27 protein-coding genes are annotated in these 26,178 nt (G+C 64.8%); 10 read left to right on the top strand and 17 right to left on the bottom strand.

Annotated elements, in window-relative coordinates; genetic code table 11:
* Positions 1 to 59 precede the first annotated feature (59 nt).
* The 12 genes from HU738_RS12765 to HU738_RS12710 all read right to left on the bottom strand — a co-directional run bounded on the left by HU738_RS12765 (position 60) and on the right by HU738_RS12710 (position 13,544).
* Positions 60 to 791, bottom strand: a complete 732-nt coding sequence (locus HU738_RS12765; protein ID WP_186602603.1) for an HvfC family RiPP maturation protein — start codon at positions 789 to 791, stop codon at positions 60 to 62.
* Positions 784 to 1,629 carry an HvfB family MNIO-type RiPP peptide maturase gene (locus HU738_RS12760; RefSeq protein WP_186602605.1) on the bottom strand — a complete coding sequence of 282 codons (846 nt, stop codon included), beginning with the start codon at positions 1,627 to 1,629 and terminating at the stop codon, positions 784 to 786. Before HU738_RS12760 ends, HU738_RS12765 begins: the two co-directional genes overlap by 8 nt.
* Positions 1,630 to 1,692: 63 nt before the next feature.
* Complete coding sequence (locus tag HU738_RS12755; protein WP_176506657.1) at positions 1,693 to 2,214, bottom strand: HvfA family oxazolone/thioamide-modified RiPP metallophore; 522 nt, start codon at positions 2,212 to 2,214, stop codon at positions 1,693 to 1,695.
* Positions 2,215 to 2,418: 204 nt separating this feature from the next.
* Positions 2,419 to 3,183 carry a hypothetical protein gene (locus HU738_RS12750; protein ID WP_186602607.1) on the bottom strand — a complete coding sequence of 255 codons (765 nt, stop codon included), beginning with the start codon at positions 3,181 to 3,183 and terminating at the stop codon, positions 2,419 to 2,421.
* 87 nt (positions 3,184 to 3,270) lie between these two features.
* A complete protein-coding gene (locus HU738_RS12745; protein WP_186602609.1) occupies positions 3,271 to 3,759 on the bottom strand; it encodes an isochorismatase family protein in 489 nt (162 codons plus the stop codon).
* A 66-nt stretch (positions 3,760 to 3,825) separates the two neighbouring features.
* Positions 3,826 to 5,451 (bottom strand): methyl-accepting chemotaxis protein, encoded by a 1,626-nt coding sequence (locus tag HU738_RS12740; RefSeq protein WP_186602610.1) that lies wholly within the window; start codon positions 5,449 to 5,451, stop codon positions 3,826 to 3,828.
* Positions 5,452 to 5,605: 154 nt separating this feature from the next.
* Positions 5,606 to 7,570 carry a heavy metal translocating P-type ATPase gene (locus tag HU738_RS12735; RefSeq protein ID WP_186602612.1) on the bottom strand — a complete coding sequence of 655 codons (1,965 nt, stop codon included), beginning with the start codon at positions 7,568 to 7,570 and terminating at the stop codon, positions 5,606 to 5,608.
* A 37-nt stretch (positions 7,571 to 7,607) separates the two neighbouring features.
* Complete coding sequence (gene hflK, locus HU738_RS12730) at positions 7,608 to 8,648, bottom strand: protease modulator HflK (protein WP_186602614.1); 1,041 nt, start codon at positions 8,646 to 8,648, stop codon at positions 7,608 to 7,610.
* A complete protein-coding gene (hflC, locus tag HU738_RS12725; RefSeq protein WP_186602615.1) occupies positions 8,635 to 9,663 on the bottom strand; it encodes a protease modulator HflC in 1,029 nt (342 codons plus the stop codon). The genes hflK (HU738_RS12730) and hflC overlap by 14 nt, the downstream gene beginning before the upstream one ends.
* Positions 9,660 to 11,639 carry a protease modulator HflK gene (gene hflK / locus HU738_RS12720; RefSeq protein WP_186602617.1) on the bottom strand — a complete coding sequence of 660 codons (1,980 nt, stop codon included), beginning with the start codon at positions 11,637 to 11,639 and terminating at the stop codon, positions 9,660 to 9,662. Before hflK (HU738_RS12720) ends, hflC begins: the two co-directional genes overlap by 4 nt.
* Before the next feature lie 205 nt (positions 11,640 to 11,844).
* Positions 11,845 to 12,549, bottom strand: coding sequence for an SDR family oxidoreductase (locus tag HU738_RS12715; RefSeq protein WP_186602619.1), 705 nt, complete (start codon positions 12,547 to 12,549; stop codon positions 11,845 to 11,847).
* Between the two features lie 101 nt (positions 12,550 to 12,650).
* Entirely contained in the window at positions 12,651 to 13,544 is an 894-nt protein-coding gene (locus tag HU738_RS12710) for a LysR substrate-binding domain-containing protein (RefSeq protein WP_186602621.1), read from the bottom strand.
* A gap of 303 nt (positions 13,545 to 13,847) precedes the next feature.
* On the opposite strand from HU738_RS12710, the gene HU738_RS12705 reads away from it, so the two are divergent.
* Positions 13,848 to 14,780, top strand: a complete 933-nt coding sequence (locus tag HU738_RS12705) for a LysR family transcriptional regulator (RefSeq protein WP_186602623.1) — start codon at positions 13,848 to 13,850, stop codon at positions 14,778 to 14,780.
* A gap of 10 nt (positions 14,781 to 14,790) precedes the next feature.
* Here the strand turns inward: HU738_RS12705 and HU738_RS12700 are convergent, their stop codons facing one another.
* Both HU738_RS12700 and HU738_RS12695 read right to left on the bottom strand, forming a co-directional pair.
* Entirely contained in the window at positions 14,791 to 15,975 is a 1,185-nt protein-coding gene (locus tag HU738_RS12700) for an MFS transporter (RefSeq protein ID WP_186602625.1), read from the bottom strand.
* A 128-nt stretch (positions 15,976 to 16,103) separates the two neighbouring features.
* Positions 16,104 to 16,508 (bottom strand): tetratricopeptide repeat protein, encoded by a 405-nt coding sequence (locus HU738_RS12695; RefSeq protein WP_186602627.1) that lies wholly within the window; start codon positions 16,506 to 16,508, stop codon positions 16,104 to 16,106.
* A gap of 117 nt (positions 16,509 to 16,625) precedes the next feature.
* Between HU738_RS12695 and HU738_RS12690 the strand changes: the two genes are divergently transcribed.
* Together HU738_RS12690 and HU738_RS12685 are read left to right on the top strand one after the other, a co-directional pair.
* Entirely contained in the window at positions 16,626 to 16,799 is a 174-nt protein-coding gene (locus HU738_RS12690) for a DUF2986 domain-containing protein (protein WP_176506670.1), read from the top strand.
* A 95-nt stretch (positions 16,800 to 16,894) separates the two neighbouring features.
* A complete protein-coding gene (locus HU738_RS12685; protein ID WP_186602629.1) occupies positions 16,895 to 17,764 on the top strand; it encodes an AraC family transcriptional regulator in 870 nt (289 codons plus the stop codon).
* A gap of 14 nt (positions 17,765 to 17,778) precedes the next feature.
* Here the strand turns inward: HU738_RS12685 and HU738_RS12680 are convergent, their stop codons facing one another.
* A complete protein-coding gene (locus HU738_RS12680) occupies positions 17,779 to 18,426 on the bottom strand; it encodes a LysE family translocator (RefSeq protein ID WP_186602631.1) in 648 nt (215 codons plus the stop codon).
* 52 nt (positions 18,427 to 18,478) lie between these two features.
* Entirely contained in the window at positions 18,479 to 18,679 is a 201-nt protein-coding gene (locus HU738_RS12675; RefSeq protein ID WP_186602633.1) for a DUF1289 domain-containing protein, read from the bottom strand.
* Positions 18,680 to 18,856: 177 nt separating this feature from the next.
* Here HU738_RS12675 and pmrG point away from each other — a divergent pair, with 177 nt between their 5' ends.
* Genes pmrG through HU738_RS12660 form a run of 3 tightly spaced genes read left to right on the top strand, consistent with a single transcriptional unit; the run spans position 18,857 to position 21,048 of the window.
* Positions 18,857 to 19,534 carry a lipopolysaccharide core heptose(II)-phosphate phosphatase PmrG gene (gene pmrG / locus HU738_RS12670; protein ID WP_186602635.1) on the top strand — a complete coding sequence of 226 codons (678 nt, stop codon included), beginning with the start codon at positions 18,857 to 18,859 and terminating at the stop codon, positions 19,532 to 19,534.
* Between the two features lie 2 nt (positions 19,535 to 19,536).
* Positions 19,537 to 20,358 (top strand): phosphatase PAP2 family protein, encoded by an 822-nt coding sequence (locus tag HU738_RS12665; RefSeq protein WP_186602636.1) that lies wholly within the window; start codon positions 19,537 to 19,539, stop codon positions 20,356 to 20,358.
* A 27-nt stretch (positions 20,359 to 20,385) separates the two neighbouring features.
* The gene (locus tag HU738_RS12660; protein WP_186602637.1) at positions 20,386 to 21,048 is read left to right on the top strand and encodes a class I SAM-dependent methyltransferase; all 663 of its coding nucleotides are present in this window, start codon (positions 20,386 to 20,388) and stop codon (positions 21,046 to 21,048) included.
* 38 nt (positions 21,049 to 21,086) lie between these two features.
* On the opposite strand, the gene HU738_RS12655 is transcribed toward HU738_RS12660, so the two are convergent.
* Positions 21,087 to 21,965, bottom strand: a complete 879-nt coding sequence (locus tag HU738_RS12655; RefSeq protein ID WP_176506676.1) for an SMP-30/gluconolactonase/LRE family protein — start codon at positions 21,963 to 21,965, stop codon at positions 21,087 to 21,089.
* 191 nt (positions 21,966 to 22,156) lie between these two features.
* Here HU738_RS12655 and HU738_RS12650 point away from each other — a divergent pair, with 191 nt between their 5' ends.
* From HU738_RS12650 to HU738_RS12635, 4 genes are all read left to right on the top strand, one after another.
* Entirely contained in the window at positions 22,157 to 23,128 is a 972-nt protein-coding gene (locus tag HU738_RS12650) for an aliphatic sulfonate ABC transporter substrate-binding protein (protein WP_186602638.1), read from the top strand.
* A 16-nt stretch (positions 23,129 to 23,144) separates the two neighbouring features.
* Positions 23,145 to 24,509, top strand: a complete 1,365-nt coding sequence (locus HU738_RS12645; RefSeq protein ID WP_186602639.1) for an LLM class flavin-dependent oxidoreductase — start codon at positions 23,145 to 23,147, stop codon at positions 24,507 to 24,509.
* Between the two features lie 132 nt (positions 24,510 to 24,641).
* The gene (locus tag HU738_RS12640; RefSeq protein WP_027918838.1) at positions 24,642 to 25,478 is read left to right on the top strand and encodes a bifunctional allantoicase/(S)-ureidoglycine aminohydrolase; all 837 of its coding nucleotides are present in this window, start codon (positions 24,642 to 24,644) and stop codon (positions 25,476 to 25,478) included.
* A gap of 89 nt (positions 25,479 to 25,567) precedes the next feature.
* Entirely contained in the window at positions 25,568 to 26,167 is a 600-nt protein-coding gene (locus tag HU738_RS12635) for an START domain-containing protein (protein ID WP_176506679.1), read from the top strand.
* Positions 26,168 to 26,178 lie beyond the last annotated feature (11 nt).

Raw genomic sequence — 26,178 nt, 5'->3', positions numbered from 1 at the left:
AAGGGCGCAGGCTCAAGGCGATCGTGATCAAGTATCAGTAAACGCATCACCGCTCGCACCTATCGGGTGCCGAGCACGACGCCCTGGGCTTTCAGGCTGTGCAGCAGCGCCAGGCCAGGTGCCGCGATGGCAGCGGGTTCGACGCCGGCAGCTGCGGCCAATGCCGCCAGATGTTCGCGCCCGCTCATGGGCTGGTCCTGCAACGACTGCAACAGCGCATGGGCCAGCGGCGCAAGGCGCGAAAAGGCCACCTTGTGGTCTTTACCTCGATGAGCCAGCAGCAAGGTGGGCTCATCGGGCGCCTCGCCCGGCAGATGGTCCGGCCCGATATGGCTGACCGGCCAGGCATAGGCCAATGGCATAGCCAGGCTGGACAGCACCGGCACGCCAACCAGCAGATCACCCTCCGGGGCATGCTCAGGTTCGGCGGCATCACTGAGCAACAATGCCGTCTCTATCCACTCGTAATGGGCAAGCTCGGCGATCCACCCGGGCTGCTCGCCTCGCCCTCGCAGGTATTCGACCCACTCGCTGCCCACTTCGGTGAACAGCGGCGTGTGGCAGCGATGGTTGGCGTAGAAGTCTTCGCACAACCCCTGCCAGTGCTCGGCAGCGAGACTGGCGTGCAGCACCGGAAAGCTGCCGGCCAGCAGTGCCTGCAGGTTGCCGAAGAACAGCTGCCGATACACCGCCAGGCGCCGCGCTTCGATACCAGGCGGTGGCGGATTGGCCTGCGGATCGCGGATATGGCCAGCCATGCGCAGCAGCTGTTCATGCAGTGAATCAGCCATGGCGCACCGCCAAGGCCTGCGCTGTTGATTGCAGGCTGCGAATGTACTCCACCTCGACCAGCAGTTCGGCCAGCGGTGGCAGGTTGAAGTCGCGCTCAAGCAAGGTCGGCACCGGCCCCAAGTGCTGGTAGGCACTGGCCAGCAGGCCCCAGACATCAGGCCTGACGCTGGCACCATGGGTGTCGATCTTCAGGTCCGGCGCTTGGTCGTAGTGCCCGGCCACATGCAGGCAGACCACCCGTTCGGCCGGCACCTGGGCCAGGAACCCGGCAGCGTCGTAGCCATGGTTGCAGGCATTGACCACGATATTGTTGATGTCCAGCAGCACGTCGCAGTCGGCTTCACTCAACACCGCCTGCAGAAACTCGATTTCGCTCATCGCCTGATACGGTGCGGCGTAGTAAGAGATATTCTCCACGGCAATCCGCCGACCCAGGGCATCCTGGACTTCAGCAATGCGCTGGGCAGTATGGCGCACGGCTGCTTCGGTGAACGGCATGGGGATGAGGTCGTACAGATGGCCGTCATCGGCGCAGTAGCTCAGGTGTTCGCTGAACAGCGGCACCTGGTGACGGTCGAGAAAGGCGCGAATCTGGCGCAGGAAGCCATGGTCCAGCGGTGCCGGGCCGCCCAGCGACAACGACAGGCCATGACAAGCCAGCGGATAGCGCTCGGCCAGTTGCGCCAGGCCTTCGCCGAAGGCGCCGCCGACGCCGATCCAGTTGTCTGGCGCGCATTCGAGAAAGTCCACGGCTGTGCTGTCCATGCTCAGCAGCTCTGGCAGCAGTGCACGGCGCAAGCCCAGGCCGGCGCCCTGCAGGTTGGTTTGAGTACTCATCGCAGGCTCCTTGAGGTGCAGCGCCCTCCCCGGCTGGCAGCCTGGGGAGGATGCCGCTGCGGGTCAGTGCTTTGCCTGGCTCAGCTTGCTGTACAGGTCGGTCGGGAAGGGTTTGCCGTTGGCGTCGAACTGATGCTTGCGGAACTGGTAGACCTCGGCTTCGGAAAGGTAGCCGTCGTGGTTGGCATCGATGGCATCGAACTCGGCACCGGCCTTCGGCGCGACCGCCAGCAGTTCGGCGCGGGACACGCGGCCGTCATGGTCGGCGTCCGTGCGGGCAAACGAAGCGTCGCCGCACTTGCCTTCACCGCATTTGCCTTCAGCCTGGGTAGCCTTGGCCCCGCTGGCGCCACACTTGCCCTCGCCGCACTTGCCTTCGGCCTGGGTGGCTTTGGCCTTGGCGCCACTGGCACCGCACTTGCCTTCGCCGCACTTGCCCTCGCCGGCCTTTTCCGCAGCCGCCAGCTGGTAGCCTTGCGGCAGTGCCTCGACGGCAAATGCCGAAGACGCCAGGTTGATACCGCCCACCAGGGCGATGCTCAGCAGGCCGAGGCGAGTCTTGTTGGGGAACTGGATACGGGACATGGTGTTTCTCCTGATAGTCGTACGGTCATGCCTCAAGGGCGAAGAGCCAGGGAACGCGAGCCGCAGGGCTTGTTCGTTCGGGCTGGTTCATTTGGCCCCAGGGATGTATCCCGGGCGTATCAGCAGAGCGAAGGTTTTGTAAGCAAGTAGGCGTGGCAGGCGCCTTGATACAGAACGATACAGGCGCCTGCCTGGGTGCAGATGTCAGCGGCGGTCCAGCAGCCTGGCCAGGGCAAAGGTGGCCGCCACGGCCAGCACCACGGCGGCGGCAATGGCCGGCACGCTGCCCCACTGCTCGATGAAGCTGTTCACTGTCAGGTAGAACCCCAGCACGCCCACGCCGCCAATGGCGTTGCCGCGCACGATCGCGCCCAATTCAGGGTGCCCGCCCTGAACATGGGCGAACACCGCCAGCGGCCAGGCGATCACCGGGATCGGCGCCAGCAGGCCGCTGGCCACCGGCCCGAGCCATTCGGCGCTGGCGGTGATCGCCACCAGCAGCGCGGTGGCCGTGAGCATGCGCATCGGGATCACCCAGCGCGGCAGTTGCACCACCTTGGCATCAGCGGCCGGCGCCGGTTGCGAGGTGACGATGATGATCAGGGTGAGCAGTGCCAGGGTCACCAGCACCGACAGCGCGAGCCAACCCAGGTGGCTCATCAAGGCTGCCATGGCCGCGTAAACCGCCAGCGCGGCGATGCAACCGGGCAATGCCCCGATCCGTCGCGTCACCTGGTAGTAGAACAGGTAGGTCGCCTGCACCGCCGCCAGGCCGGCCAACGCTCCAGGCACTGCCTGCAAGGCAAAACCAGGGCCCTGTTCGAGGCTCAGGAACAGCACGACCAAGGCTGAGGTAACCGGCAGCCCGGACAGCAGCCCGCCGATTTGCGTGCCCCAGCGCTTGGCCGCCAGCGAGATGGCCAACATGAGCGTGGGGGTGATCAGAAACTTGAGGTAGAAGGCAGTCATGGCAAGCCAGAGCATTTCGATAAGAGGGGGGCCAGGTACATCGGCGCCCCCATGCTAAACGATGCGCGCTGGCTTTTCGCGGTTTTCTCAGCAGCCCGACTGCGCGAGTTCGGCCATCACCTCGGCCCGCGTGGTCACGTTGCCGAAGTGGTGCTTCCAGAGGTCGGTCCCCAGTTTGCCAGAGCGGTCCAGTGATGAGCCGACGGTCAGGTCGGTCACCAGTGTCGGGCAGAGCCCGGCATCGAACAGCGCAAAGCCTGCTGCCAGTACGCAGGTTTCGGTCTGCATGCCGCACACCAGCACGCGCTCCACGCTCAGTTGGCGGATCTGGGCGATGGTCTCGGCGGTCTGGCCATAGCCATGCTTGATGAACACCTGGTCCACCTCGACCAGGCACTCGTCCTCGGCTGCCGGGTGCCAGCCGAGCTGGCGCTGGAACGGCGTCACCTGCTCATCGTGCAATTCGATCGAGGCGAACGACGGAATCCTCGCTGACAACAGACGAATCCCGTCCACCAGCCACTCGGGGGGGCTGAAGGTGGACTGGACATCAACGATGAGCAGAACCTGCTGCATGAACGACTCCTGAATGCTCGAAACGGCCGCGGAGTATATCTGTTTGCATGGCAACAGGTGGGCGCTTCAGACCCTGAACCGTCCCACCAGGGCGGTCATCTCCCCGACCAGCCCTGACAACGCCTGGCTGGCCTCGCTGGTCTGCTGCGCACCCGCCGCAGACTGGCTCGACAGCTCGCGGATGTTCAGCAGGTTGCGGTCCACCTCACGCGCCACCTGCGCCTGCTCTTCGGCTGCACTGGCGATCACCAGGTTGCGCTCGTTGATCTCGCCAATGGCACTGTAGATCCCCTCCAGCACCTGGCCTGAAGCCAGGGTCACGTCGAGTGTCGACTGCGCCCGGCTGGTGCTGGCCTGCATCGAGGCGACCGCCGCCTCGGTCCCCTGCTGCACGCGGCCGATCATCTGCTCGATTTCCTGGGTCGAGGCCTGGGTGCGGTAGGCCAGCGTGCGCACCTCATCGGCCACCACCGCAAAACCGCGCCCGGCATCCCCGGCGCGGGCCGCCTCGATGGCTGCGTTGAGTGCCAGCAGGTTGGTCTGCTCGGACACCGAACGGATCACCTCAAGCACCTTGCCGATATCGCGCACCTGCCCCACCAGCTGCTCGAGATGGCCGCTGCTGGTCTGGATCTCGCGGGTCATGGCCTGAGTGCCGTCGATGTTGTCGCTGACCTGCTGACGGCTTTTCTCCGCCAGCTGATTGGATTCATGGGTCGCCTGGGAGGTCGTCACGGCATTGCGTGCGACCTCTTCCACCGCCGTGGTCATTTCGGTGACGGCAGTGGCCGCCTGTTCCAGCTCCTGGCCCTGCTGGCGCAGGTTGTTGGCGCTATCCTCGGTGACAGCATTCAACGCTTGCGCCGCATCGGCCAGCTGCCGGGTGCAACTGCTGATCTTGCCCAAGGTATCGCGCTGGCTCTGCTGCATACGCTCCAGTTCATGGAACAGCTGGCCGATCTCGTTGCGTTGCTGAGCCTGCACCGGCACGCTCAGGTCGCCACTGGCAATGCGCTGGAAGTGCCGGCCCGCTTCACGCAACGGGTGCAGCACACGCTGGGCGATGAAGGCCCAGCACAGGCCGGCAAGCAACAATGTCACCGCCAACAACCCCAGGCTCAGCTGCTGCGCACGCTCCAGGCGACGGTCGGATTCCTGCATGATCTGCTGCCCGCGCTCGGTCAAGGCTGCAACCAGTTGCTGGCGCAGCGCCTGCAACCGGCCCATGGCATTGCCAGCGTCGGTATTGACCCTGAAATACTGCTCCAGCGAGCGTTGCCGCGTGGCTTCGCGCTGCCCGTCCACCGCCCTGGCGTACTCGGCAAAGGTGGCTTGCAGCTCGCTGGCCACTGCGTGCAGCGCCGGCTCGCGGGTGTTTTCGACGAACTCGTCGACCAGCTTCTGGCTCTTGTCGTTCAGCTCGACCGACATCGCCATGCGCTTGTTCGCACTCTCGTCGTGGCCACCCAGCTGCTCGATGAAGCCCGAAGACACGTTGGCGCTGGAGCGGATCGCCATCAGCAGGGCATTGTTCAGCCGGTCCGACTGGTGCGCGGTCTGATCCAGTTCGGTGATCTGCTCGTCGCTGCCCAGCGCCGCCCGCCAGGCACTGACGGTGGAAAACAACAAGGTCAGGCTGAACAGCAACAGCACCCAGAACATTCCGGTACGGATCTTCAGGTCGGCAAACATGCGTGCGGTACTCCTTTTGTGCTGGTTGACGCCACTTCTGGTCGAGGTTTCGACGGTGGGTCAGCAGCTATCGGAGTCGCCGCCGCAGGCTTGAGCGCGCCCATACGGCTTGTGTTCGGTAACCGAACACATGTTGATGGCCGTGCGCTTCGGGCTAGGGCCTGAGCGCCGGCAGCGCGTTGCTCGGCCCGAGCCGTTCGTCATAACGCAACAGGCGCCCGGCGTTGGTCAGCACCAACAGCGTACTGAGGTTGTGCAGCAGCGCGGCGATCATCGCACCCGCCGCACCCAGCAGGCCGAACGCGGCGGCTACCACAATCGCCAAGGTCCAACCCAGGCCGATCAGTACATTCACCTGCAGCGTGCGGCGGCACTGGCGGCTGAGGCGAATGCAGGTGGCCAGACGCCGCAGGTCGCCGTTGATCAGCACGATATCCGCCGCAGCCAGGGCAATGTCGGCACCGTTAGCCCCCATGGCCACCCCGACCACACCGGCCTTCAGCGCCAGCGAATCATTGATGCCGTCCCCCACGACCAATGGGCGGAAGCCCAGCTGCAGCTCCTGGTTGACGTGGTGCATCTTGTCTTCCGGCAGCGCTTCGGCCACAACGCGCGTCATGCCGACCTGCTCGGCGATGGCCTCGGCGACACGGCTACGGTCACCGGTCAGCAGCAACTGGCGCCCCAGGCCAAGCTCGCGCAGCTGCTGCATGGCCTCGGCAGACTCTGCCCGCAGGTTGTCGGCCAGCAGCAGCCAGGCGAGGAACTGCCCGTTTCGCGCCAGGCCGGCAATCGGGCCGTCATGCTCGGGCACGGGCGGCACCTGCAGGCCGAGCTGGCGGAACAGCTCCGGGCGGCCCAGGGCCGCTTCACCCTCGACCGTGTGCGCCACCACGCCAAAGCCCTGGCGTTCATGGATGTCCAGCAGCGCCAGGTGCTGCTCATGGGGTACCAGCGCCGCCAGGGCGCGGCTGACCGGGTGGCTGCTGGCGGCGCCAAGGCTGGCCGCGAGCTTGACGATCTCGCCCTGCGGCACAGTCGCCGCAGTACCGACCACACTGCGCAGACGCAGGTCGCCGTAGGTCAGCGTGCCGGTCTTGTCGATCACCAGTGACGACAGGTCGGCCAGTTCCTCGAGGAAGGCCGAACCGCGAATCAGGATGCCATGCCGGGCAGCGACGGCAATCCCCGCCACCGCTGTCGCCGGCGCCGACAGCACCAGCGCGCACGGGCAGGCAGCCACCAGCACGGCCAGCATGGCCTGGGCATCGCGGGTGATGAACCAGGTCACGGCGGCAATCAGCAAGACCAGCACCAGGTAGCGCCCGGCGTGGCGTTCGAGCAGCCGGGTGATGGGCGGCTTGGCCTGCTCGGCGCGCTGCATCAGGGCGATGACCTTGCCCAAGGTGGAATCATCGCCGACCCGGGTGACTTCTACCCGCAGCAACCCATCGAGGTTGATCGAACCACCGTGGATATCCATGCCACTGGCGACTTCCAGCGGCACCGCCTCACCAGTGATCGGCGCGGTATCCAGGCTGGCCTGGCCTTGCAGGACGCGGCCGTCGGCAGGCACACGGTCACCGGCGCGCACCTCGACCTGGTCGCCTGGCTTGAGGCTGGCATTATCGACCTCGCGCACCTGGCCATCGGCATCGATCAGCCGCGCATGGCTGCGGGTCAGTTGCCCCAACGCCGCAATGGCCTCTTGCGAACCCAGCACACTGCGCTCTTCGAGCATGTGACCGAAGATCATGATGATCGGCAGCAGCGCCGCCGTGGCCAGGTCGCCGGTCGCCCAGGCGCCCAGCATGGCCAGGGCGATCAGTTGATCGGTGAGGCCATGCAGGCTGGGGTGCAGCAGGCTGTACCAGGCCGAGCGCAATACCGGGACGGCAACCAGCAACGAGGCGCCGCCGAGCAGCAACTGGCTGATCCCCTCCTGGGTCGGCGCCAGCCAGCGCCAGGCCAGCCCCAGTGCCAGCAACCCCAGGGCCAGCATCGCCAGGCTCAACTGGCGTGCGGCTGAGCGCTGCTCGGCCTGCGACAGCAAACCGGAGGTGAGGTGAGTATGGGCGTGGTGATGGTGCCCGTGACCATGACAATGATGAGTACTCATCGCGAGCCGCTCCAGAAATGGGAATAAAGCGTCGAACTCATTGCGCTGGCCCCTGCAGGATCATGTGCCCGGTGTCATCCTTGTTGACGGTGGTGACCGAGCCGGCGCGCGCCAGTATCGCCGGTACCCGCTCGCGGTAGAGCCGCAGCAGCAATTGCGGATCCTGCTGCTGGGCCAGGCCAACGATCGTCGCGGTGGCGGCCTGGGCGCGGGACAGCCGCTCGCTGGCTTCGGCCTGGGCCACTTGCACGGTGCGGTCGGCGGCCTGGGTGGCCTGCTGCAGTTGCCGCGCAGCATCATTACGGGCCTTGGCCACTGCCTGCTCGGCCTGCTGGCTGGCGGTGAGCACCGCGTTGAAGGCGCTGACGGCCGACCATGGCAGCGACGACTGGATGTCGACCCGCACCACCTCGACTCCTAGGCTGGCACCGGCCGAACGCAGCCGGGCAAGGCTAGCGTTTATGCCCTGTTGCAGGTCGCCACGCAGACGCTCACGCTGGCTGGCCAGCCCGGCATCCGCGCCAACCAGCTCGGGGCGCGCGACCAGGATCGCGTCCATGTCGCGCGAAGCGCAGATTTGCACTGCATTGCGCTCCACCAGACGGTCCAGCGCGGGCTCCACATGCTGCCCCTGGCGCGCATAGGCGTAGGGATCGCTGACGGTATAGAACACCCGGACGTCCAGCTGCACCGCCCCGGCATCGCCAGTCAGCAGGTAACCGGAGCCCGCCGTGGCATCGCTGGCCAACGTGCCGTCCTTGTCCGACTTCTGTGCAAGTTCCGAGCGCAGCAGCAGCTCCACCCGGCGTTCGGTGACCCGCGCTGCCGAGGGCAACATCACCACCTGTTCGAAGGGCTCTGGCCAGGCCAGCAGCAAGCCTGCATTCTGGATGCGCTCCTCGGCTCCCAGGCGCAACACCACCGCACGGTTTTCCGGCCCTATCTGACGCACATTGCCGAACAGCCATCCCACCGCTGCCAACAGCGCCACCCCATACAGCGCCACGAAACCGATGCGCCCGGATTGCAGCCAGGGGCCGGCGGGCAGCCCGCCCGACAATGGCTCACGGCCGGCCATGGTCAACCCCCGCAGGCTGCACAGGCCCCTCAACCAGCGCGCGGAACGGTGCCGCGTCGGTGCGCAGCACCAGCTTCGTGCCGGGGTTGATGACCGACCCGAGGGTGTCGAGCGAACGCAGCAAGGTGTACAGCTGCGGCGCGCCGGCATAAGCCTTGGCGTAGATGTCCGCGGCCTGCACCTGCGATTGTGCCTGGATCTGCGCGGCCTTCACGCTGGCATCGGCCTGCAGGATGCGCGCATCACGCTCGGCGGCCGACTGGATCTCGGCCGCTTTTCGTTTGCCTTCGGCGGTGCGTTCGGTGGCGATGGTCTCGCGCTCGGCGCGCATGCGGTCGACGGTGGCTTCGAGGGTGACCTTGGGCAAGGTCAGGCGCTCGATACCCACCTGCACCACGCGCACGCCATAGCTGGTGATCAGTTGCTGCTCGATCTGCTCGCGCAGGCGCTGCTCGAAAGCATCGATGCGCACCCGGCTGGCATCGACGTTGACCAGGTCGGCCAGTTCGAAACCGCTGGCCGTGGTTTCCAGGGCCGAACCGACCAGGGTGCGGATCTGCCGCGCCGCCTCGTCGGGCTGGTTCTGCACCGCGCGCATGAACAGCTGGATGCTCTGTGGATCCGCTGCCACCTGCCAGGCGACATAGGCCTGCACGATGATGCGCAGGCCATCCCGCGTGCCGACATCCTGCAGCCCGCTGGAGGTCGTGCGCAGGCGCAGGTCGACCGGTACCGCGGCCTCGAACGGCACGGGCCAACGCCAGTTGAGCCCGGGCTCGATGAGCACCCGCGACGGGTTGCCGAAGCGCGTGATGACCGTTGCTTCGCCGACACGAACCTGCACCAGACAGGCCGTTGCGGCCATGATCAAGACCAGCAGCAACGCTACCCCGACCCGTACCCAGGCGGGCCGGGCACGGTCGGGGGTCTCAACATGATCTCGATGGTGGTCGTGATCGTGGTCGTGGTCGTGGTCGTGGTCGTGGTCATGACCATGTGCGGTATGGGAACTCACGGATTACGCTCCTGGGTACGGCCGGATGCGGGTTTCGGTTGCGAAGGGTCGATGGGTACGGCAAAGCTGCGCAGGTCCAGGGTCGGTGCCTGGTTTGCCGCCAGCCGGTGATCGATGATCAGGCTGCTCGAGTGCGCCATGCCTTGGGACAGCCGCTCCAGGTACTGTTCCAGGATGAACGCCTGGCCTGCATGCCGCCAGGCGGTATGCTCGGCGTCGAAGCGCAGCGCGGCAGTGTCGGCGCTGGTCTGGGTTTCATGGGCGTCGGCCACGGCCTTGTCGGTCAACGACGTGGCGTTCTGGCGGGCTTCGTCAAGCTTCTGTGCAGCCCGCCCACGGTCACGGGCGACCAACGCCTGGGCGGTGATCTGCGCGGCCTGCACGGCATGATAGGCGTTGGCCGCACCGGCTGGCGGGTGGATGGCCTCCACCGAGGTCGCCAGCAGCTCCACCCCGGTGTCCATACGGTCGAGGTCGGCCTGCACCGCACGACCGATGTCACGGCCAAGTTCGGCACGTTCGGCCCCTAGCAGGCCATCCAGCGAGCGACCGGCAAAATCATGGACCAGCACCCGATTGGCGACGCTGCGCAGCAATTGCTCGACATTCGCCGTGTGATAGGCCGCCGCCAGCGCGGCTGCGTCGCTCAGGCCGATGCGGTAGATGAAGCGCACATCCATGTTGACGATCTGGAAGCCCTGACGCCCGCCATCGGCACCGGCGATGACTTGCGAATTCTCGCTCAGGTGGGTGGCGTCCCACAGCCGGTTGGCGGTTGTCGGCGGCGCACCATCGGCAGCGGCCAAGGGTTCGCTGACGCCCTCGGCCGTCGTGGTCGCCAGTTCATGGATGATGCTGTTGTCCACCTGCAACACCTTGCCAAACGGCCATGGCAAGCCGACATGCAGGCCAGGGGGAGACACCGCCACGGGGTTGCCAAAGCGTTCGTAGACGCCGCGATTGTTCGTCGGCACCTCGATAATGCCGGTCAGCAACCAGCCGACCAAGGCCACCAGCGCGGCCACCGGCAGGAACGCCCGGCGCATGAACGCGAAAGCCCATACCTGGCGCAGGTCGATGCCCAGGCGCTCATGCAGTTCATCCTGCAACACTACCAATGGCCGCGGCGGCCATTGCAGCAAGTCGCCCGCAAGACTGCGCGCCACCAGCGCCGGCTCTTCACCCGGGCGCGAAGGGCGGAACATGGCCAGCACTGCCCGGGTCAGCAGTTCGAGCGCTGCCAGGCCGGGCAACAGGCCGATCAGCACGGCCACACGGGCCGGCCACAGGCGCTCGCCGTCAACACAGACCAGGCAGGCAATGCTCAGTACCTGCACAGCGATGACCAGCCGCAAGCTAGCGGCAAGCGCTGCGGCTTCGGGCCAGGTCGCCTCGCTTTCAGCCATCAGGTGGCGTTCGAGCACGACCAGGCAGAACGCAAAAACGGCCAACAGGCCGATGGCAACCCAGGTCACCTGCCCTGCCGCCGTCGGTGTCGGCAGGTCGAAGCGCCAGCTCCCCGTCACCAGCAGCAGTGCCAGGCACGCCAGGCCAATCAGCCAGGGGGCTTCTGCACCGAGCCTGCGCCATTGCCGTCGGCAGGCATCGGCCATTTGCCGGCACCAGCGATCGAAGCGGCTGAGCGACTCGGGCTCGACGCTTTCGCTGGCTGTGCGCCAGAACAGCAGCGGGGCCGGCACCTGGCCCAAGGCGCGAGCGCGCCAGCTGGCCACCTGCCAGGCCGACTGCGCGGCGCCCGCCAACAGCAGCAACACCGCGCTGTTGACCGCCAGCAGGACGCGCCAGTGCGAGTCAGGGCTGAAAATGCCGATCAGCCCCTGCAGTAGCGCCAGCAGCAGCGCAAACGCCAGCGCCAGATACAACAACTGCCTCAACCTGCGCGCATGAAGCATCGCGCGCTGAAATCGCGGGTACGCATCGAGGTCGGCGGCCTCAGTGTCTAGATCGACTCTCATTCAGACTCCAGAAATACCAGGCTTTGCCAGTCATGAGCCGAGGGCGCTGACGGCCACCGCTGACGAGCGGCGTAACGTTATAACGACAAACGTAAAAAATTTGTCGCAAAACGTAAAATTGGTATCTGGGCTTACAGGTGTATGCCGCGAGGGATGCAGTGCCTGTGAGATCGAGTGCCGCCCGGCCTCCCCCAAAACAACCTGCTCAGACGCTGCGCGTCACGCCACCATCCACCTTGATGTTCTGCCCGGTGATATAGGCAGCGCCATCGCTGGCGAGGAAGGCGATGGTGGCGGCGATTTCCTCGCTGGTACCGTAGCGCTTGAGCGGCACGCTGTCGCGGCGCTGCTCGGTGGCCGGCAGGCTGTCGATCCAGCCGGGGAGCACGTTGTTCATGCGCACATTATCCCCGGCGAAACTGTCGGCGAAGATCTTGGTGAAGGCGGCCAGGCCTGAACGGAACACAGCCGATGTAGGAAACAGGTCAACCGGCTCGAACGCCCAGGCGGTGGAGATGTTGATGATTACCCCGCCCTGCTGTTTTTGCATATGAGGCGTCACCAGCCGAGTCGGGCGGATGACATTGAGCAGGTAAGTGTCCATGCCCTTGTGCCAGTCCGCGTCGCTGATTTCCAGGATCGGTGCGCGCGGGCCGTGGCCGGCGCTGTTGACCAGCACGTCGATGCGCCCCCATTGCTCGACCACGGCCTCTACCAGGCGCTGCAGGTCCTCGACCGACTGGTTGCTGCCAGTGACGCCAATGCCGCCAAGCTCGGCGGCCAGCGCCTCGCCCTTGCCCGATGAGGACAGGATGCCAACCTTGAACCCGTCAGCGGCCAGACGACGTGCCGCTGCTGCGCCCATGCCGCTGCCACCGGCGGTGATGATTGCCACTTTTTCTACAGACATGTTGCCTCCTCGGGTAATGGAACAGTGCAGTTGCGAGTTCCATCACACTAGCAGCCACCCACTGGCCGAGGGAGGCAGTCAACGTTTGCGCAGGCAGTAGATTAACTATCGCCTACCTGGCTTTTCAGCCACGCTCTGACAAAACCCAGTGCTGGCGTCTCCTGCGCCTTGCGAGGCCAGACCAGGTAGAAGGCCTTGTCCAGCCGCAGCTGCTGAGCAAACACCTGCTGCAGCCTGCCTGCAGCGATGTCGTCCTTGACAAAGGCATGGCTGGCGAGTGCTACACCCTGCCCGCCGACGGCAGCGTCGATGGCCAGCGATGTCTGGTTGAATCGCACACTCTTGGCCGTCGGCTTCGGATGCGCAGGGAACAAGGCGGCGGTGAACTGCGGCCAGAAGTTGTGCCCATCGTGCAAGGCGACATAGCGCTGCAAGGCGGCAAAGCTGTCTGGCCTGCCCATTTCAGCCACCAGTGCCGGGCTCGCCACCGCGACGATGCGCTGCTCCATCAGCAGCTCTGCGTTCAGCCCGCCAGCGAACGGCGGCTGGCCGTAGCGCACGGCGATGTCGACACCATCGGTATGGAAGTGTGCGAGGCGTTCGCTGGCCAGCAGGCGCAGATCGATGTCGGGGTAGGCCTCGGCGAAGTGGCCGAGCCTTGGAATCAGCCACTTCGAAGCAAAGGTAGGCGTCACGCTGACCGTGAGCTGGGAAGGCGCCGGGCGCAGCAGCCGGGTGGCTTCGTCGATCATGCCCAAGGCGCTGCGGATACTCGCGGCATAGCCACGCCCGGCATCGGTCAGCCTGACGCCCCGGGGCAGGCGCTCGAACAGGCGTACCTGCAGGCTGGCTTCCAGCCCGCGCACCTGCTGGGCGACAGCCGCCTGGGTCACGCCCAGCTCCTCGGCGGCGAGGCGGAAGTTCAACTGACGCGCCACCACTTCGAACACACGCAGCGCATTGAGTGAGGGCAACCCGGGAAAACCAGCAGGCATGGGAATGGAATTTCTATCGGCGAAGGTCTACCGAGGCTACCGCCGTCACCGCAGGTTTGGAAGCGGTGCCAGTCGATCATTCATCGCAAAGGCCCCGACCAGGGGGTATCCTGCCCCCGAGGCTGGGGTCAGGGTTTGCTGCGCCAATAAAGGGTGAGCGCCACCGCATCCACGGCCAGCACGATCATCACCACGAGGAACATGAAGCAGTGGTCTTCCACGAGCATGGGCGTATCCCCCGCCTGGTGAGCTTTACAGCATTGCCAGCAATTCCTGTTCCATGGCGCTCAACCGGGGACGCGAATGTTTTCATCTGAACGATTGAAGGGTCTCGACGTCTTTGTCGCGGTCGCTGACCTGGGCAGCTTCACTGCCGCGGCCGAACGGCTGAACCTCACCGGATCGGCTGTGAGCAAGAGTGTCGCGCGCCTGGAGGAACGCCTTGGGGTACGGCTGTTCAACCGTACCACCCGCACCTTGGCGCTGACCGAGGCGGGTATCACGTTCTACCGCACCTGTACGTCGGTACTGGCCGACCTGGAGCAGGTCGAGCATGCGCTCAGCGCCCAGGGCGACGAGCCTCACGGCAAGGTGCGGATCGATTTGCCAGCCTCGTATGGCCGGTTGCATGTGCTGCCGCTGATCCTGGATTTCATCCACCAGCATCCGTTGCTGCGACCGCACATCTCGTTTACCGACCGCTTTATCGACCCGCAGCACGAAGGCATCGACATCGTCGTGCGCATCGGCGGCGCGGATGCCTGGCCAGCCAGCCTTGGCCATCAGTATTTCGGCGCCCAGCGCCTGATCTTCTGCGCCTCACCCGGCTACCTTGCGCAGCACGGCACCCCGCAAAGCGAAGATGATCTCGATCAGCATCACTGCGTCGGCTATGGGCACGGCGACGGCCAGGTCAGCCCATGGTTCTTCAAAGGCCGGCAGCCGGGAGAGATGGAGCGGCGTACGCCGCAGGCACGCATCGCAGTCGGCGATGGCGAGGGTGAAGTGGCCGCTGTGCTCGCCGGGCATGGCATTGGCCAGCTGCCGACCTGGCTGACCCAACGGCACCTCGACCAAGGCACGCTGGTCGAGGTGCTGCCAGAACTGGCAACGGACGGCCTGCCCATGAACCTGGTCTGGCTGAAAAGCCGCGAGAACCAGCCCAAGGTCCGCGCACTGCTGGACTACTTGCTGCCGCGGCTGACGCCCCATGGCAGCCGGCGTGGTGACAGCTGACCGCCCTGTCCTAACGCTCAAGGCGGAGAATGACCAGCGCCAGCAGCATCGCGAACAGCGCAACAGCTGCAGCCACATAGCCGAGGTAGCCGACGCCGAGGTTCGACACGGTCATGCCGCCGACGATCGCACCCACTCCAATGCCGGCATTGGCCGCCGAGACATTGCTGGTGCCCGCCAGCGCCTGTGCGTGGCTGACCGAATGCATGACCCGCACCTGGCTGACCGGGTAAAGCGCTGTATTGGCGATGCCCCACAGCCCAAGCGCAACACAGAACAGCCAGCCATCTTGAGCCAGCGGAACGGCCACGGCCATGCCCAGCGCAAGCAACGCGAGAAAGCCGATGGTGGCTTTGATCGGCGACTGGTCGACTGCCTTGCCACCCATCCAGTTACCCACCAGGCCAATGGCGCCAAAGCCCATCATCCACCAACCAACATCGGCAGGTGCCACGCCTGCGACACGCTCGAGGATGTCGGCCAGGTAGGTGTAGGCGATGAACATGGCACTGAACACCACCACCGAAAGCAGTACGTTGGCCAGGAAACGCGGTTCCTTGAAAATCCGTGCCTGCTGGAGGAAATCCACCTTGGCCGTGCGCGCCACGCTCGGCATGTAGATCCACATGGCCGCCGCCATGAGCAACGACAGCCCGGCGAGCAGCCAGAAAGCCCCTCTCCAGCCGATCGCACTGGCCGCCACGGTACCCAGCGGGATGCCCAGCAACATGGCCGCCGATATCCCCAGGTACACCCGTGAAATAGCCTGCCCCGCCCGCTGCGGCCCGGCCAGTTGCCCGGCGGTCTCGCTGGCTGTGCCCCAGAACACCGGCAAAGCCAAGGCAGGCACGACACGGGCCACGGCAAGCAGCCAGAAGCTGCTTGAGGCGGCGGCCACCGCGTTGGCCGCGGCGAACAGCAGCAAGATGCCGATGAACAGTTTCTTTCGCGGCAGGTGTGACAGCGCCGCCGTCAGCGGCGGACCGGACACCATCACGGTGAAGGCGAACAGCGTCACCAGTTGCCCGGCCATGGCAATCGAAATGCTCAGGTCCCTGGCCAGCGCGGGAAGCAGCCCTACGATGAGGAATTCGGTGGTAACGATGAGAAAGGCGGAAAAGGCCAGGATCGCGATGCTGATTCCTGCACTTCTGGGAGAGGAAGCAACCTGAGCGGTTGTTTCGTAAGCAGACATTGGGAGGCTCCGGTGGGTGGCCGCCCAGTTTATTCATTCCATTACCGTCAATTAATGGCCAATTCTCCTATATGGAAGGAACAAAATTCATCAATCCAATGGCGCCAGGCTTGGCTGATCCGCGCGTGTCACCTTGCCTGGCCGGTCACGACCACCCTGCCAGCGCTTCTGGCCTTCTGGGCAGCCTGGATCAGTTGGTAGTTGCGATTGCGCAGGGCGCTGTTGCCGCCAACCCGCTGGTTGGAACGCACCGCCAGCACTTCGGCCTGTTCATACTGCCCCTGCTCCAGGCGCAGCACGCCCAGATAGTGCAACGTGGCCGCGTTGCCTGGCTGGATCTGCAGGGCGCGCTCCAGCGTGGCGGCGGCTTGGTCCAGCCTGCCTTCTTCATACTGGCGCGAAGCGCGCTCGATCAGCTGGGTCGAGGCATTGTTGCTGCGTGCCGTTGCCGAGTATGAACCCGCCTGCACGACTTGGCAGGCAATGGTGCTGAACAACAGGAACAGTGCTGACAGCAGGCGCTGGTTTGGCATGGGAGTGGGCACTCGAAGGAGCGTCAGGTGAATTTGGCGAGAGGCTACAGACCGGGCCCGCAGCCTGAAGTTCCCGAGGTACAATGCGCGGCCTACGCTGCACATCAGAGATGGACAATGAACCGCCAGAAGAAACTCAAACAGCTGCTCAAGGCCCACCAGAAAAAGGCCAATGCCAAGCTGGCGCCCAAGAGCAACAAGCCCAAGTACATCAGCAAGGCCGACCGGGCGAAGCTGGATGCCGAGGCACAGGCCGCTGCCGGCGCCGATACCCCTGCCGTGCAAGCCTGAACCCAGGCAAGTGCCGATAGAGCAATCACGGCTAGGCACGACAAGGGCTGATCGGCAGATGCTAGTGCTCACCGCACTTCCAGAGACTCCGTACGTTGACTGACATACAGCCCAGCCCCGCCTACGCCAGACGGTTCGAAGCCGTGCTCGCCTACATCGACAGCCATCTCGAAGGTGACCTGTCTGTGAACGCCCTGAGCCAGATCGCCAACTTCTCGGCGTATCACTTTCATCGGCAGTTCTCCGCGTACATAGGCATTCCCGTTTCGCGGTATGTACAGCTGGTTCGGCTTCGGCGCGCGGCACATCAACTGGTCGCCTCGCCTGCAACCCCTGTGCTGGAAGTCGCATTCGCAGCGGGTTTCGAAAGCCCCGAAGCGTTTTCCAGGGCGTTCAAGCGGGCTTTCGGCAGGGCGCCCAGTGTGTTTGCCAAAGCTCCGAACTGGCAGGCCTGGAGTGCGGTATTCGTGGTCCCTCACTTGTCCAGGAGCATCAGCATGCAGATACGAATCGTGGAATTTGCCGAAACCCGCGTGGCGGCACTCGAACACCATGGCGCACCGGGCCTGCTCGGCGAAAGCGTCGAACGCTTTCGCCAATGGCGCCTGCACAGCGGTCAGTCACCGGTAGCCCAGAGCCGCACCTTCGGCATTCCGTACAACAACCCTGACACCGTTGCGGAAGACGATTTCCACTTCGCGATCTGTGGCGAGATAGCTGAAGCCATAATGCCCAATACCTTCAGCGTGCAGGAGCGGGTCATCCCTGCCGGGCGATGTGCCGTCATTCGCCATGCAGGCTCGCCTGACTACATCGGCGAAACCCTCTACCCGCTTTACCGCGACTGGCTACCCTCCAGCAACGAAGAGCTGCGCGACCACCCGTTGTTTTTCCATTACCTGAGTGTCTACCCCGAGACACCGCTGGAGCACTGGCAAACCGACGTTTACATTCCGTTGAAGTAGGCGACACGCAGGGACTAGAGTGGCGCCGAACCGGCCTGGCGGCGCATGGTCAGAATCGCCGCACCAAAGCCGATGAAGGTCGTGCCGACTACCCGGCTTACCCAGCGCGACAGCGCCGGCCGGGTGAGCACGCCCTTGGCCCGCGACGCCAGCGCCGCATACAGGGTCAGCGAGATCAGCGACAACGCCACGAAAATCCCGGTCAGGGTCAGGAACTGCGGCAGCAACGCCGTGCCCTGGTCGATGAACTGCGGGAACAGCGCAGTGAAGAACATGGTTGCCTTGGGGTTGGTGACGGCGGTCAGGAACGCCGACTTGTACAACTTCAGGGGAGTCGGCTTGCTCACCTTCGCTGCCGCCTGGTCGACCAGCATCGGGCCTTTCTTGAGCAACTGTCGGGCACCGAGGTAGAACAGGTAGCCAGCACCGATCAGCTTGACCGCGTTGAACAGCATTTCGGAACTGGCCAACAAAGCGCCGAGCCCGAGCATGGCTGCCGCCGACAGGCAGAACAGGCCCGTGCCATTGCCCAGCGACGACCACAGGGTACTGCGCTGGCCATGGTTGATACTGTTGTTGATGGCCATCAGCGTGGCAGGCCCCGGGCTGGCGATGGCAATTGCAGCGACCAGGGTGAAGGCAAGAAGCGAGTGGGTATCCATACGGCAAGCTCACGAACGTTGCGAAGCCTGCATCTTACACAGTCCAGCGGCTTCAGTCGTTGCCCTGGCGCTTGGTGTTCTTCTTGGTGATGGCCTTCATTCGCGTGGCCGCGCGTTGCACGGTGGCCATCTTCTCCGGGCGCTTCATGCCGCGCCACTTGCGGATTTCTTCACGGGTGCGACCGCAGCTCACGCACAACTCGCTGTTGAGCTGGCACAGCGCGACGCAGGGGTTTTCGATGTCTTTGGCCATGGAGGGCTCCAGTTGCGGGCGCGAATCATACCGTGTGCATCACAAGCCGCCGCAACCTGCGGAAAAAATCCTCGGCGTGGGCCAGCGTGTGGGCTAAGACAATTTTCACATCCGCTTCACTAACGGGCCACAAAGCCGAGGATAAGGTGCAGCCAGCCTTGTCCCCGGAGTGGCAGCATGCTGGAAAATGTAATTGCGACGCACCCGCGCCTTGTGCGCCTCAAAGGCCGTCAGCTGCCTGCTGCCTGGCTACTGGCCGTGGTGCTGGCCTTCACGGCGTTCGGCCTTTGGCATGTGCTGCGTCCGCATGTCAGCAACCTGGGCAGCGCGCAGCTGATGAGCGAGCACGGCGTCTACAGCGCCTGGAACAGCGGCCAGGTGATTGTCCTGATCCGTCATGCCGAACGCTGCGACCGCTCCAACCATGCCTGCCTTGGCGACCCTGCCGGCATCACCGTGGAGGGCAACCAGGCCGCGAGCGCCGTTGGCGAGGGCATCCGCCACCTGGGCCTGGCCGACGCCGATATCCTCAGCAGCCCGGAGGTGCGCACCCAGCAGACGGCATCAGCCGTGTTTGGCAAAGCCATCGAAACCCAGGACTGGCTGGCACGCTGTGACAGTACCTTTGCCAACGCTGCCCTGGCTCACAAGCGCGAGGGTCACAACCTGGTGCTGATCACCCACAGCGGCTGCATCGACCACCTCGAGCGGCAGCTGCGCGTCGCAGGCGGCGAACGGGTTGCCGGCTATGCCAGTGCACTGTTCGTCAGCAAAGACAGCAACGGCAAGGCCCACTTGCTCGGGCAACTCAACGCCAACCAATGGCAGACACTCAACAGCAGCACAGGGATGTAAGCATGCCCGTTTCTCCACGCACCGCGTTCTACGTCAACAATTTGCTATTGCCACTGCTGCTGGCAGTGATCACGTTCCTGCTGTTCGATCTCACCGAACTCGACCGCTGGATCAGCAACCTGTTGCTCGATCCCGTCAGCGGGCAGTTCCCGCTGCTGCATGACCAGCTGTTCGAAAAAGTGACCCACAAATGGCCACGCGTGCTGCCGAACTGGACCGGTGAGGCGGCGATCATCGGTTCGCTGCTGTCGTTCATCTGGCCGCGCCTGGCCAACCACCCCGACGCGCTGATCACCCGTGGCCTGAATGCCGTCAGAATCAGCCCGGTGCTGCGTTTCACCCACCGTCATCGCCGCGACTTTCTGTTCGTGGTGGTGGCATTTGCCCTGTGCACCACGGTCATTCACTACCTGAAAAGCCACACCAGTGTGTATTGCCCGGTGGAAACCACCCTCTACGGTGGCCCAGAGGCGCGCGTGGAGTGGTACGAGCAGTTCAGTTGGTTCAGCAAGGCCGGTGAAGGCCGTTGCTGGCCGGGCGGCCACGCGTCCAGCGGCTTCACCCTGCTGGCGCTGTACTTCGTGGCGCTGCGTTACCGCTGGCAGCATGCGCGCAAGCTGCTGGTGGCCATCCTGCTGATCGGCTTCGTCTATGGCACCACCCGCGTGCTGCAAGGCTGGCACTACATGTCGCATACCTTCTGGGCCGGCATCTTCGTATGGCTGACCACCTGGGCCACCGCCCTGGGCTTCTATGGGCGCGAGGCGCTCCAGGCGCCCGCTCGGTTCCCCGCGGACAAGGCGACGGTGAACGCCTATGCTTGAGCATTGCCACTGCTCAGGATCAGCGACATGCCCAACCCCGAAGACGCCCTGCTGCACAGCTGGCAGCACAACGCCCAGGCGTGGATAGAGGCGGTGCGTGGCGGCGCCATCGAAAGCCGCCGGCAGGTCACCGACTCAGCAATTTTGCTGGCGACCCTCGGTCGTCAGCCTGAGCGGGTGCTGGACCTGGGTTGCGGCGAAGGCTGGTTGCTGCGGGCGCTGGCTGATCGCGGCATCGAAGTGACTGGCGTAGATGGCGACGTCGGCTTGGTCGAGGCGGCGCGGGCCGCAGGCTCGACGCCCGTGCACCAGGCCAGCTATGCGCAGCTCGCCGCAGGTGAAGTGGATATCGGCCACGGCTACACGCTGATCTGTGCCAATTTCGCCTTGTTGCAACAAGACATCATCCCCTTGCTGGCGGCGATGAAGGCACGGCTGGCGCCCGGTGGCGTGCTGGTTATCCAGACCTTGCACCCCTGGAGCGTGGCCGGCGGGAACTATCAGGACGGCTGGCGCGAAGAGCCGTTTACCGGGTTTGCCGGAGACTGGCAGCCGATGCCGTGGTACTTCCGGACCTTGGCCAGCTGGCTGAATGCCCTGGACATGGCCGGGTTCCGGTTGCAGAGCCTGCAGGAGCCGCAGCACCCGCAGAGCCCGCTGCCGCAGTCATTGCTGATGATTGCCGAGTAGCCTGATCCCACCCTTTCACACCCGGGCCCTCGCCCCCGTTAACGCTGGGCTGTGGCCTGGTCCACGGACGGGCTCAGCTGCAGTATGCGATCGCGCCCGCCTTCGGCGAGCAGGTAGCCCCCCTTGCCATCAGCGATGATCGACTGCGGCGCCTTGAGGAAGGTCAGCACCACGTGCTGGGTGCCATCGGCGTCGACCCGCAGCAAACGTGCGCGGTGGGTATTGTCTTCGCTGATCCACAGGCCGCGCTGGTCGCACATCAGGAAGGTCGGATGGCGCAAGCCCTTTACCACCACCGGGTCCCTACCGTCCTCGGACAATGCACGCACGATGCCGGTGCCCTTCTCGGTGTACAGCAGGCGGCCGTCGGCGCAACGGGTCAGGCCCTCGGTTTCGGTCAGCCCCGAGCGCAGTACGTCAAGCTGGCCGCTGGCCCACTCATAACGCATCAGGCGCCCATTGCCCTTGCGGTCTTCGATGGCATACAGGTGATCGCCATCGTTCCACAGCCCTTGCACGCTGTCGCCGTCGAACAGGCGGGTAACCTGGCCATCGCGGGACAGGCTGACCGGTGCCCGGCCCCCTTCCTGGCTGAACACCCAGCCACCTTGCGCCGCGACCATGCCGTCGGGCTTGGACAGGTTGTCGATCAGGACCACGCGGTCGCCGCTGGCGGTGATCTTGAGAATGCTGCCTTTGTTGTCATCCAGCTCGCGACTGACCAGCAGGCTGCCGTCAGCCTGGGGCAGCAACGACGCGGCCTTGGCCACGTCGCGGTGCAGCACGTCGACCCGCCAGCCACTGGCGGCCTGCACCGGATAGAACGATTGCCAGGCGAAAAAACCCAAGGTGGCGGCCACCAGGCCGGTAGTGGCAGCCAGGGCGATGCGGGTACTGCGCCGGCGCAGGATGGGCATGAACAGGACTCCTTGTGATGGGCCCGAATCCTAGCAAGAGGATGTGAAAATTTCGTCAACGACCAACAAATCACAAAAGGATATAAAAAGAACAAAACATTCTAACCAAATGGAATTAAAAAATTGAAAGCCATACGCCACCTCCTTAGGCTGGGCATACCGTTTCCCATCCTGCTCAAGGAGCGTCGCCCATGCCCTTTTCCCCCCTGCGCCGCCTGCTCGTCGGCGGTCTCCTGGCAACCGTCGCCTGCAGCTTGCTGCCCTGGTCCAGCGCCTTCGCCGAAGACACCAAGACCCTGCGTATCGGTTATCAGAAATTCAACAGCATCAACATCCTCAAAGGCAGCGGCGCGCTGGAAAAGGCCCTGGCCCCACAAGGCGTCAAAGTCAGCTGGCACGAGTTCGCCGCCGGCCCGCAACTGCTCGAGGCACTGAGCACCGGCGCCATCGACCTGGGCCACGCGGCCGACGCGCCATCGGTATTCGCCCAGGCTGCCGGCAAGCCGGTGGTCTACCTGGCCGCCGAACAACCCTACCCACGCGGCATCGGCCTGGTGGTGCGCGAGCAGGATCACCTCACCGCAGTGCAGGACCTCAAAGGCAAGCGCGTGGCCACCGGTCGCGGCTGGAACGCCCAGTACCTGCTGGCGGTGGCCCTGGAGCAGGCCGGCTTGAGCTATCAGGACATCACCCCGGCCTACGTCAACAACGCCGCCGATGCTATCGCCGCCCTGCAATCGGGCAGCGTGCAAGCCGTCACCCTGTGGGACCCGTTCCTCGCTGCGGCCGAAAGCCAGCCAGGCCTGAAAAACCTGCGCGACGGCAGCGGCCTGACCAACAACCGCACCTTCTACTTGTCTACCGCCACCTTCGCCGACCAGCACCGCGAGCTGCTGAAAACCTTCTTCAGCGAGTTGAGCAAGGTCAGCCAGTGGGCCAACGCCAAGCCCGCCGAAGTTGCCGCACTGCTGGCACCGCAACTGGGCATCAGCGCCAATGTGCTGGAGGTGGCCAGCGAGCGGCGCAACTATAACGCCGTGGCCATCACCCCGCAGATCATCGCCGAGCAGCAGAAACTGGCCGATACCTTCCAGGGCCTGGGCCTGATCCCGCACAAGTTGCAGGTCGCCGATGCAATCTACCCGGCTTCCGTATTGCCGTGACCAGGGAGTGAAGGCAATGCCCCGCCACATCCGTTTCAACGCTTTCAGCATGAACGCCGCCAGCCACCAGTCCCCGGGGCTGTGGCGCCACCCGCGCAACACCAGCGTGGCGTTCAACCGCCTGGACTACTGGACCGACCTGGCGCGCCTGCTGGAGCGCGGGTTGTTCGATGCGCTGTTCATCGCCGACGTGCTGGGCATCTACGACGTCTACCAGGGTGGCCCACAGGCCGCCCTGCGCGGTGGCGTGCAAGTGCCGGTCAACGACCCGCTGCTGCTGGTGCCGGCCATGGCCGGGGTCACCGAGCACCTGGGGTTCGGCGTCACCTTTTCGCTGACGTATGAACACCCTTATCCCTTTGCCCGGCGCATGTCCACGCTCGACCATTTGAGCAATGGCCGGGTCGGCTGGAACATCGTCACCGGCTACCTCGACAGCGCCGCGCGCAACCTGGGCCTGGCCCGGCAGCTGGGCCATGACCAGCGCTACGACCTGGCCGAGGAATATCTGCAGGTGCTGTACAAACTCTGGGAAAAGAGCTGGGAAGACGATGCCGTACAACTGGATCGCGAGACCGGACGCTACATCGAACCGTCGAAGGTGCACGCCATTCACCACGCTGGCGAGCACTTCCAGGTGCCCGGCATGCACCTGTGCCAGCCTTCGCCCCAGCGCACCCCGGTATTGTTCCAGGCCGGCGCCTCGGCGCGTGGCCAACAGTTCGCCGCCCGGCATGCCGAGTGCGTGTTCATCAGCGGCCCGACGCCCGCCGTCCTGCGCCGCTACGCCGACGGCATCCGCCATGCCAGCGAGGTGGCCGGGCGTGGGCGGGACGAGGTGCTGATCTATGCCCAGGCGCTGCTGATCGTCGCGCCGACCTCGCAAGAGGCCCAGGCGCGCTTTGCCCAATACCGCCGCTACGTCGACCTGGACGCCGCCCTTGCCCTGCTTTCGGGCTGGACCGGCATCGATTTCGCCGGCCTCGACCCCGATGCGCCCATCGAATACGTCGAAAACGATGCTGGCCGTGCGGCCCTGGCGGCGTTCACCGCCGCCGACCCGAACCGCCGCTGGAGCGTGCGCGAAGCCGCCGAATTCGTCGGCCTGGGCGGGCGTGGCCCGGTACTGGTCGGTTCACCCGGCGACATTGCCGACCAGCTGGAACACTGGCTCGACCAGACTGGCATCGACGGTTTCAACCTCACCTATGCCGTGCAACCGGACGACCTGGCCAATGTCGTCGATCTGCTGGTGCCGGAGCTGCAGCGTCGTGGCCGCTACCCGCTGAACTACACCGACGGCACCTTGCGCCACAAGTTGTTCGGCCACGGCGACCGGCTGCCCGACGGGCACGCCGGGCGCCAGGTTCGCATTCAGTAACTGAATGTCGAGTATTTCAACATTTAATTTGTGGATGACGCGGGCTGCCCCCTATGCTGTCCGCACATCCCCTGCACGCACCGGCCGGTGTGGTCCAAGGCACGGGGAGAGAACAACAAGTCGAGACTGCTCATGTCGAACCACTCCTACTTCGCCCCCCACGGTGGGCACCCAGCTCAGACCGAGCTGCTGACTGACCGTGCCATGTTCACCGAAGCCTATGCCGTCATCCCTAAAGGCGTGATGCGTGACATCGTCACCAGCCACCTGCCGTTCTGGGACAAGATGCGCATGTGGGTCATCGCCCGCCCGCTGACCGGTTTCGCCGAAACCTTCTCGCAGTACATCGTCGAAGTCGCCCCGGAAGGCGGCAGCGAGCGCCCTGAGCTGGACCCGAACGCCGAAGCCGTGGTGTTCATCGTCGAAGGCGAGCTGGACATCACCGTCGAAGGCAAGCACCACACCCTGACCCCGGGCGGCTATGCGTTCCTCGCCCCTGGCGCCGAGTGGAGCCTGCGCAACAACAGCAAGGCCAACGTTACCTTCCACTGGCTGCGCAAGCACTACCAGAAAGTCGAAGGCCTGGCCGTGCCGGAGTCGTTCGTCACCCACCGCGACAATGCCACCGTCATCGAAATGCCGGGTACCGAAGGCCGCTGGGTCACCACCCGCTTCGTCGACATGGCTGACATGCGCCACGACATGCACGTCAACATCGTCACCTTCCAGCCGGGCGGCGTGATCCCGTTCGCTGAAACCCACGTCATGGAGCACGGCCTGTATGTGCTGGAAGGCAAGGCGGTATACCGCCTGAACCAGGACTGGGTAGAAGTGGAAGCCGGTGACTTCATGTGGCTGCGCGCCTTCTGCCCGCAGGCCTGCTACGCCGGCGGCCCAGGCAAGTTCAGCTACCTGCTGTACAAGGACGTCAACCGTCACGTGCACCTGACCCTCAACCCACAGCGTTGAGTTCAGGCTGGTACCCCAAAGCCCGCCACCTGGCGGGCTTTCTGTTTGCCGCGCATACTGATTAGCCCTGCCCTTGCGCGGTACTCGCCATGAACCGCTGCCTGATGCTTGCGCTACTGCTTGTCTCCATTGCCAGCCTGGCGGCTGACGACTGGAAAATCGCCTACGACCGTGAAGGTATCCAGGTCTACCTGGCCGCGGCACCTGATTCGCCCTACCAGCAGTTTCGCGGCGTGAGTACCATGAAAGCCAGTGTGCGCACGCTCACCGACCTTCAGGAAAACCTGCGGGTGGCCTGCAAGTGGTTATATGCCTGCGAGCAGATGCGCCTGCTGCAGGTGGAAGGCGACACGACCTGGGTCTACCTGACCACCAATCTGCCATGGCCGACCCTGCCGCGCGACATCATTCTCAAGGTCCGCACCGAACGCCTGGATGACGGCGCGCTGGTGCGCCACCTGAGCGCCGAACCGAACCGCCTGCCAGAAGAGCCGGGGTTGATCCGCGTCCAGCACCTGTCGGGCGAATGGATCATGAAGCCGCTCGGCGAACGGGAAACCGAGGTGACCTACCAGTTGCAGGCAGACCCGGCCGGGGACGTACCGGGCTGGTTGGCCAACCGGTTCGTGGTAGACGCTCCGGTGGTGACGCTGCGTACCTTGCGAGCGGTAGCCGAGCGCCAGCCCTGAGCGGCTCCTGG

It is taken from the genome of Pseudomonas vlassakiae, assembly GCF_014269035.2.
GTDB lineage: Bacteria > Pseudomonadota > Gammaproteobacteria > Pseudomonadales > Pseudomonadaceae > Aquipseudomonas > Aquipseudomonas vlassakiae.
Note: the sequence above shows the minus strand (reverse complement) of the source record. Positions and strands in the feature narration are given on the sequence as shown.

Coding starts and splice junctions, on each gene's coding strand:
- HU738_RS12675 (WP_186602633.1), bottom strand. CDS start 18,679: ATGGCCAAAGACATCGAAAACCCCTGCGTCGCGCTGTGCCAGCTCAAC.
- HU738_RS12755 (WP_176506657.1), bottom strand. CDS start 2,214: ATGTCCCGTATCCAGTTCCCCAACAAGACTCGCCTCGGCCTGCTGAGC.
- HU738_RS12715 (WP_186602619.1), bottom strand. CDS start 12,549: ATGTCTGTAGAAAAAGTGGCAATCATCACCGCCGGTGGCAGCGGCATG.
- hflK (WP_186602617.1), bottom strand. CDS start 11,639: ATGAGAGTCGATCTAGACACTGAGGCCGCCGACCTCGATGCGTACCCG.
- HU738_RS12680 (WP_186602631.1), bottom strand. CDS start 18,426: ATGGATACCCACTCGCTTCTTGCCTTCACCCTGGTCGCTGCAATTGCC.
- HU738_RS12740 (WP_186602610.1), bottom strand. CDS start 5,451: ATGTTTGCCGACCTGAAGATCCGTACCGGAATGTTCTGGGTGCTGTTG.
- HU738_RS12705 (WP_186602623.1), top strand. CDS start 13,848: ATGTTTTCATCTGAACGATTGAAGGGTCTCGACGTCTTTGTCGCGGTC.
- HU738_RS12760 (WP_186602605.1), bottom strand. CDS start 1,629: ATGAGTACTCAAACCAACCTGCAGGGCGCCGGCCTGGGCTTGCGCCGT.
- pmrG (WP_186602635.1), top strand. CDS start 18,857: ATGCTGGAAAATGTAATTGCGACGCACCCGCGCCTTGTGCGCCTCAAA.
- HU738_RS12640 (WP_027918838.1), top strand. CDS start 24,642: ATGTCGAACCACTCCTACTTCGCCCCCCACGGTGGGCACCCAGCTCAG.
- HU738_RS12660 (WP_186602637.1), top strand. CDS start 20,386: ATGCCCAACCCCGAAGACGCCCTGCTGCACAGCTGGCAGCACAACGCC.
- HU738_RS12650 (WP_186602638.1), top strand. CDS start 22,157: ATGCCCTTTTCCCCCCTGCGCCGCCTGCTCGTCGGCGGTCTCCTGGCA.
- HU738_RS12665 (WP_186602636.1), top strand. CDS start 19,537: ATGCCCGTTTCTCCACGCACCGCGTTCTACGTCAACAATTTGCTATTG.
- hflK (WP_186602614.1), bottom strand. CDS start 8,648: ATGGCCGGCCGTGAGCCATTGTCGGGCGGGCTGCCCGCCGGCCCCTGG.
- HU738_RS12745 (WP_186602609.1), bottom strand. CDS start 3,759: ATGCAGCAGGTTCTGCTCATCGTTGATGTCCAGTCCACCTTCAGCCCC.
- HU738_RS12635 (WP_176506679.1), top strand. CDS start 25,568: ATGAACCGCTGCCTGATGCTTGCGCTACTGCTTGTCTCCATTGCCAGC.
- HU738_RS12735 (WP_186602612.1), bottom strand. CDS start 7,570: ATGAGTACTCATCATTGTCATGGTCACGGGCACCATCACCACGCCCAT.
- HU738_RS12710 (WP_186602621.1), bottom strand. CDS start 13,544: ATGCCTGCTGGTTTTCCCGGGTTGCCCTCACTCAATGCGCTGCGTGTG.
- HU738_RS12750 (WP_186602607.1), bottom strand. CDS start 3,183: ATGACTGCCTTCTACCTCAAGTTTCTGATCACCCCCACGCTCATGTTG.
- HU738_RS12700 (WP_186602625.1), bottom strand. CDS start 15,975: ATGTCTGCTTACGAAACAACCGCTCAGGTTGCTTCCTCTCCCAGAAGT.
- HU738_RS12695 (WP_186602627.1), bottom strand. CDS start 16,508: ATGCCAAACCAGCGCCTGCTGTCAGCACTGTTCCTGTTGTTCAGCACC.
- HU738_RS12765 (WP_186602603.1), bottom strand. CDS start 791: ATGGCTGATTCACTGCATGAACAGCTGCTGCGCATGGCTGGCCATATC.
- HU738_RS12690 (WP_176506670.1), top strand. CDS start 16,626: ATGAACCGCCAGAAGAAACTCAAACAGCTGCTCAAGGCCCACCAGAAA.
- HU738_RS12655 (WP_176506676.1), bottom strand. CDS start 21,965: ATGCCCATCCTGCGCCGGCGCAGTACCCGCATCGCCCTGGCTGCCACT.
- HU738_RS12645 (WP_186602639.1), top strand. CDS start 23,145: ATGCCCCGCCACATCCGTTTCAACGCTTTCAGCATGAACGCCGCCAGC.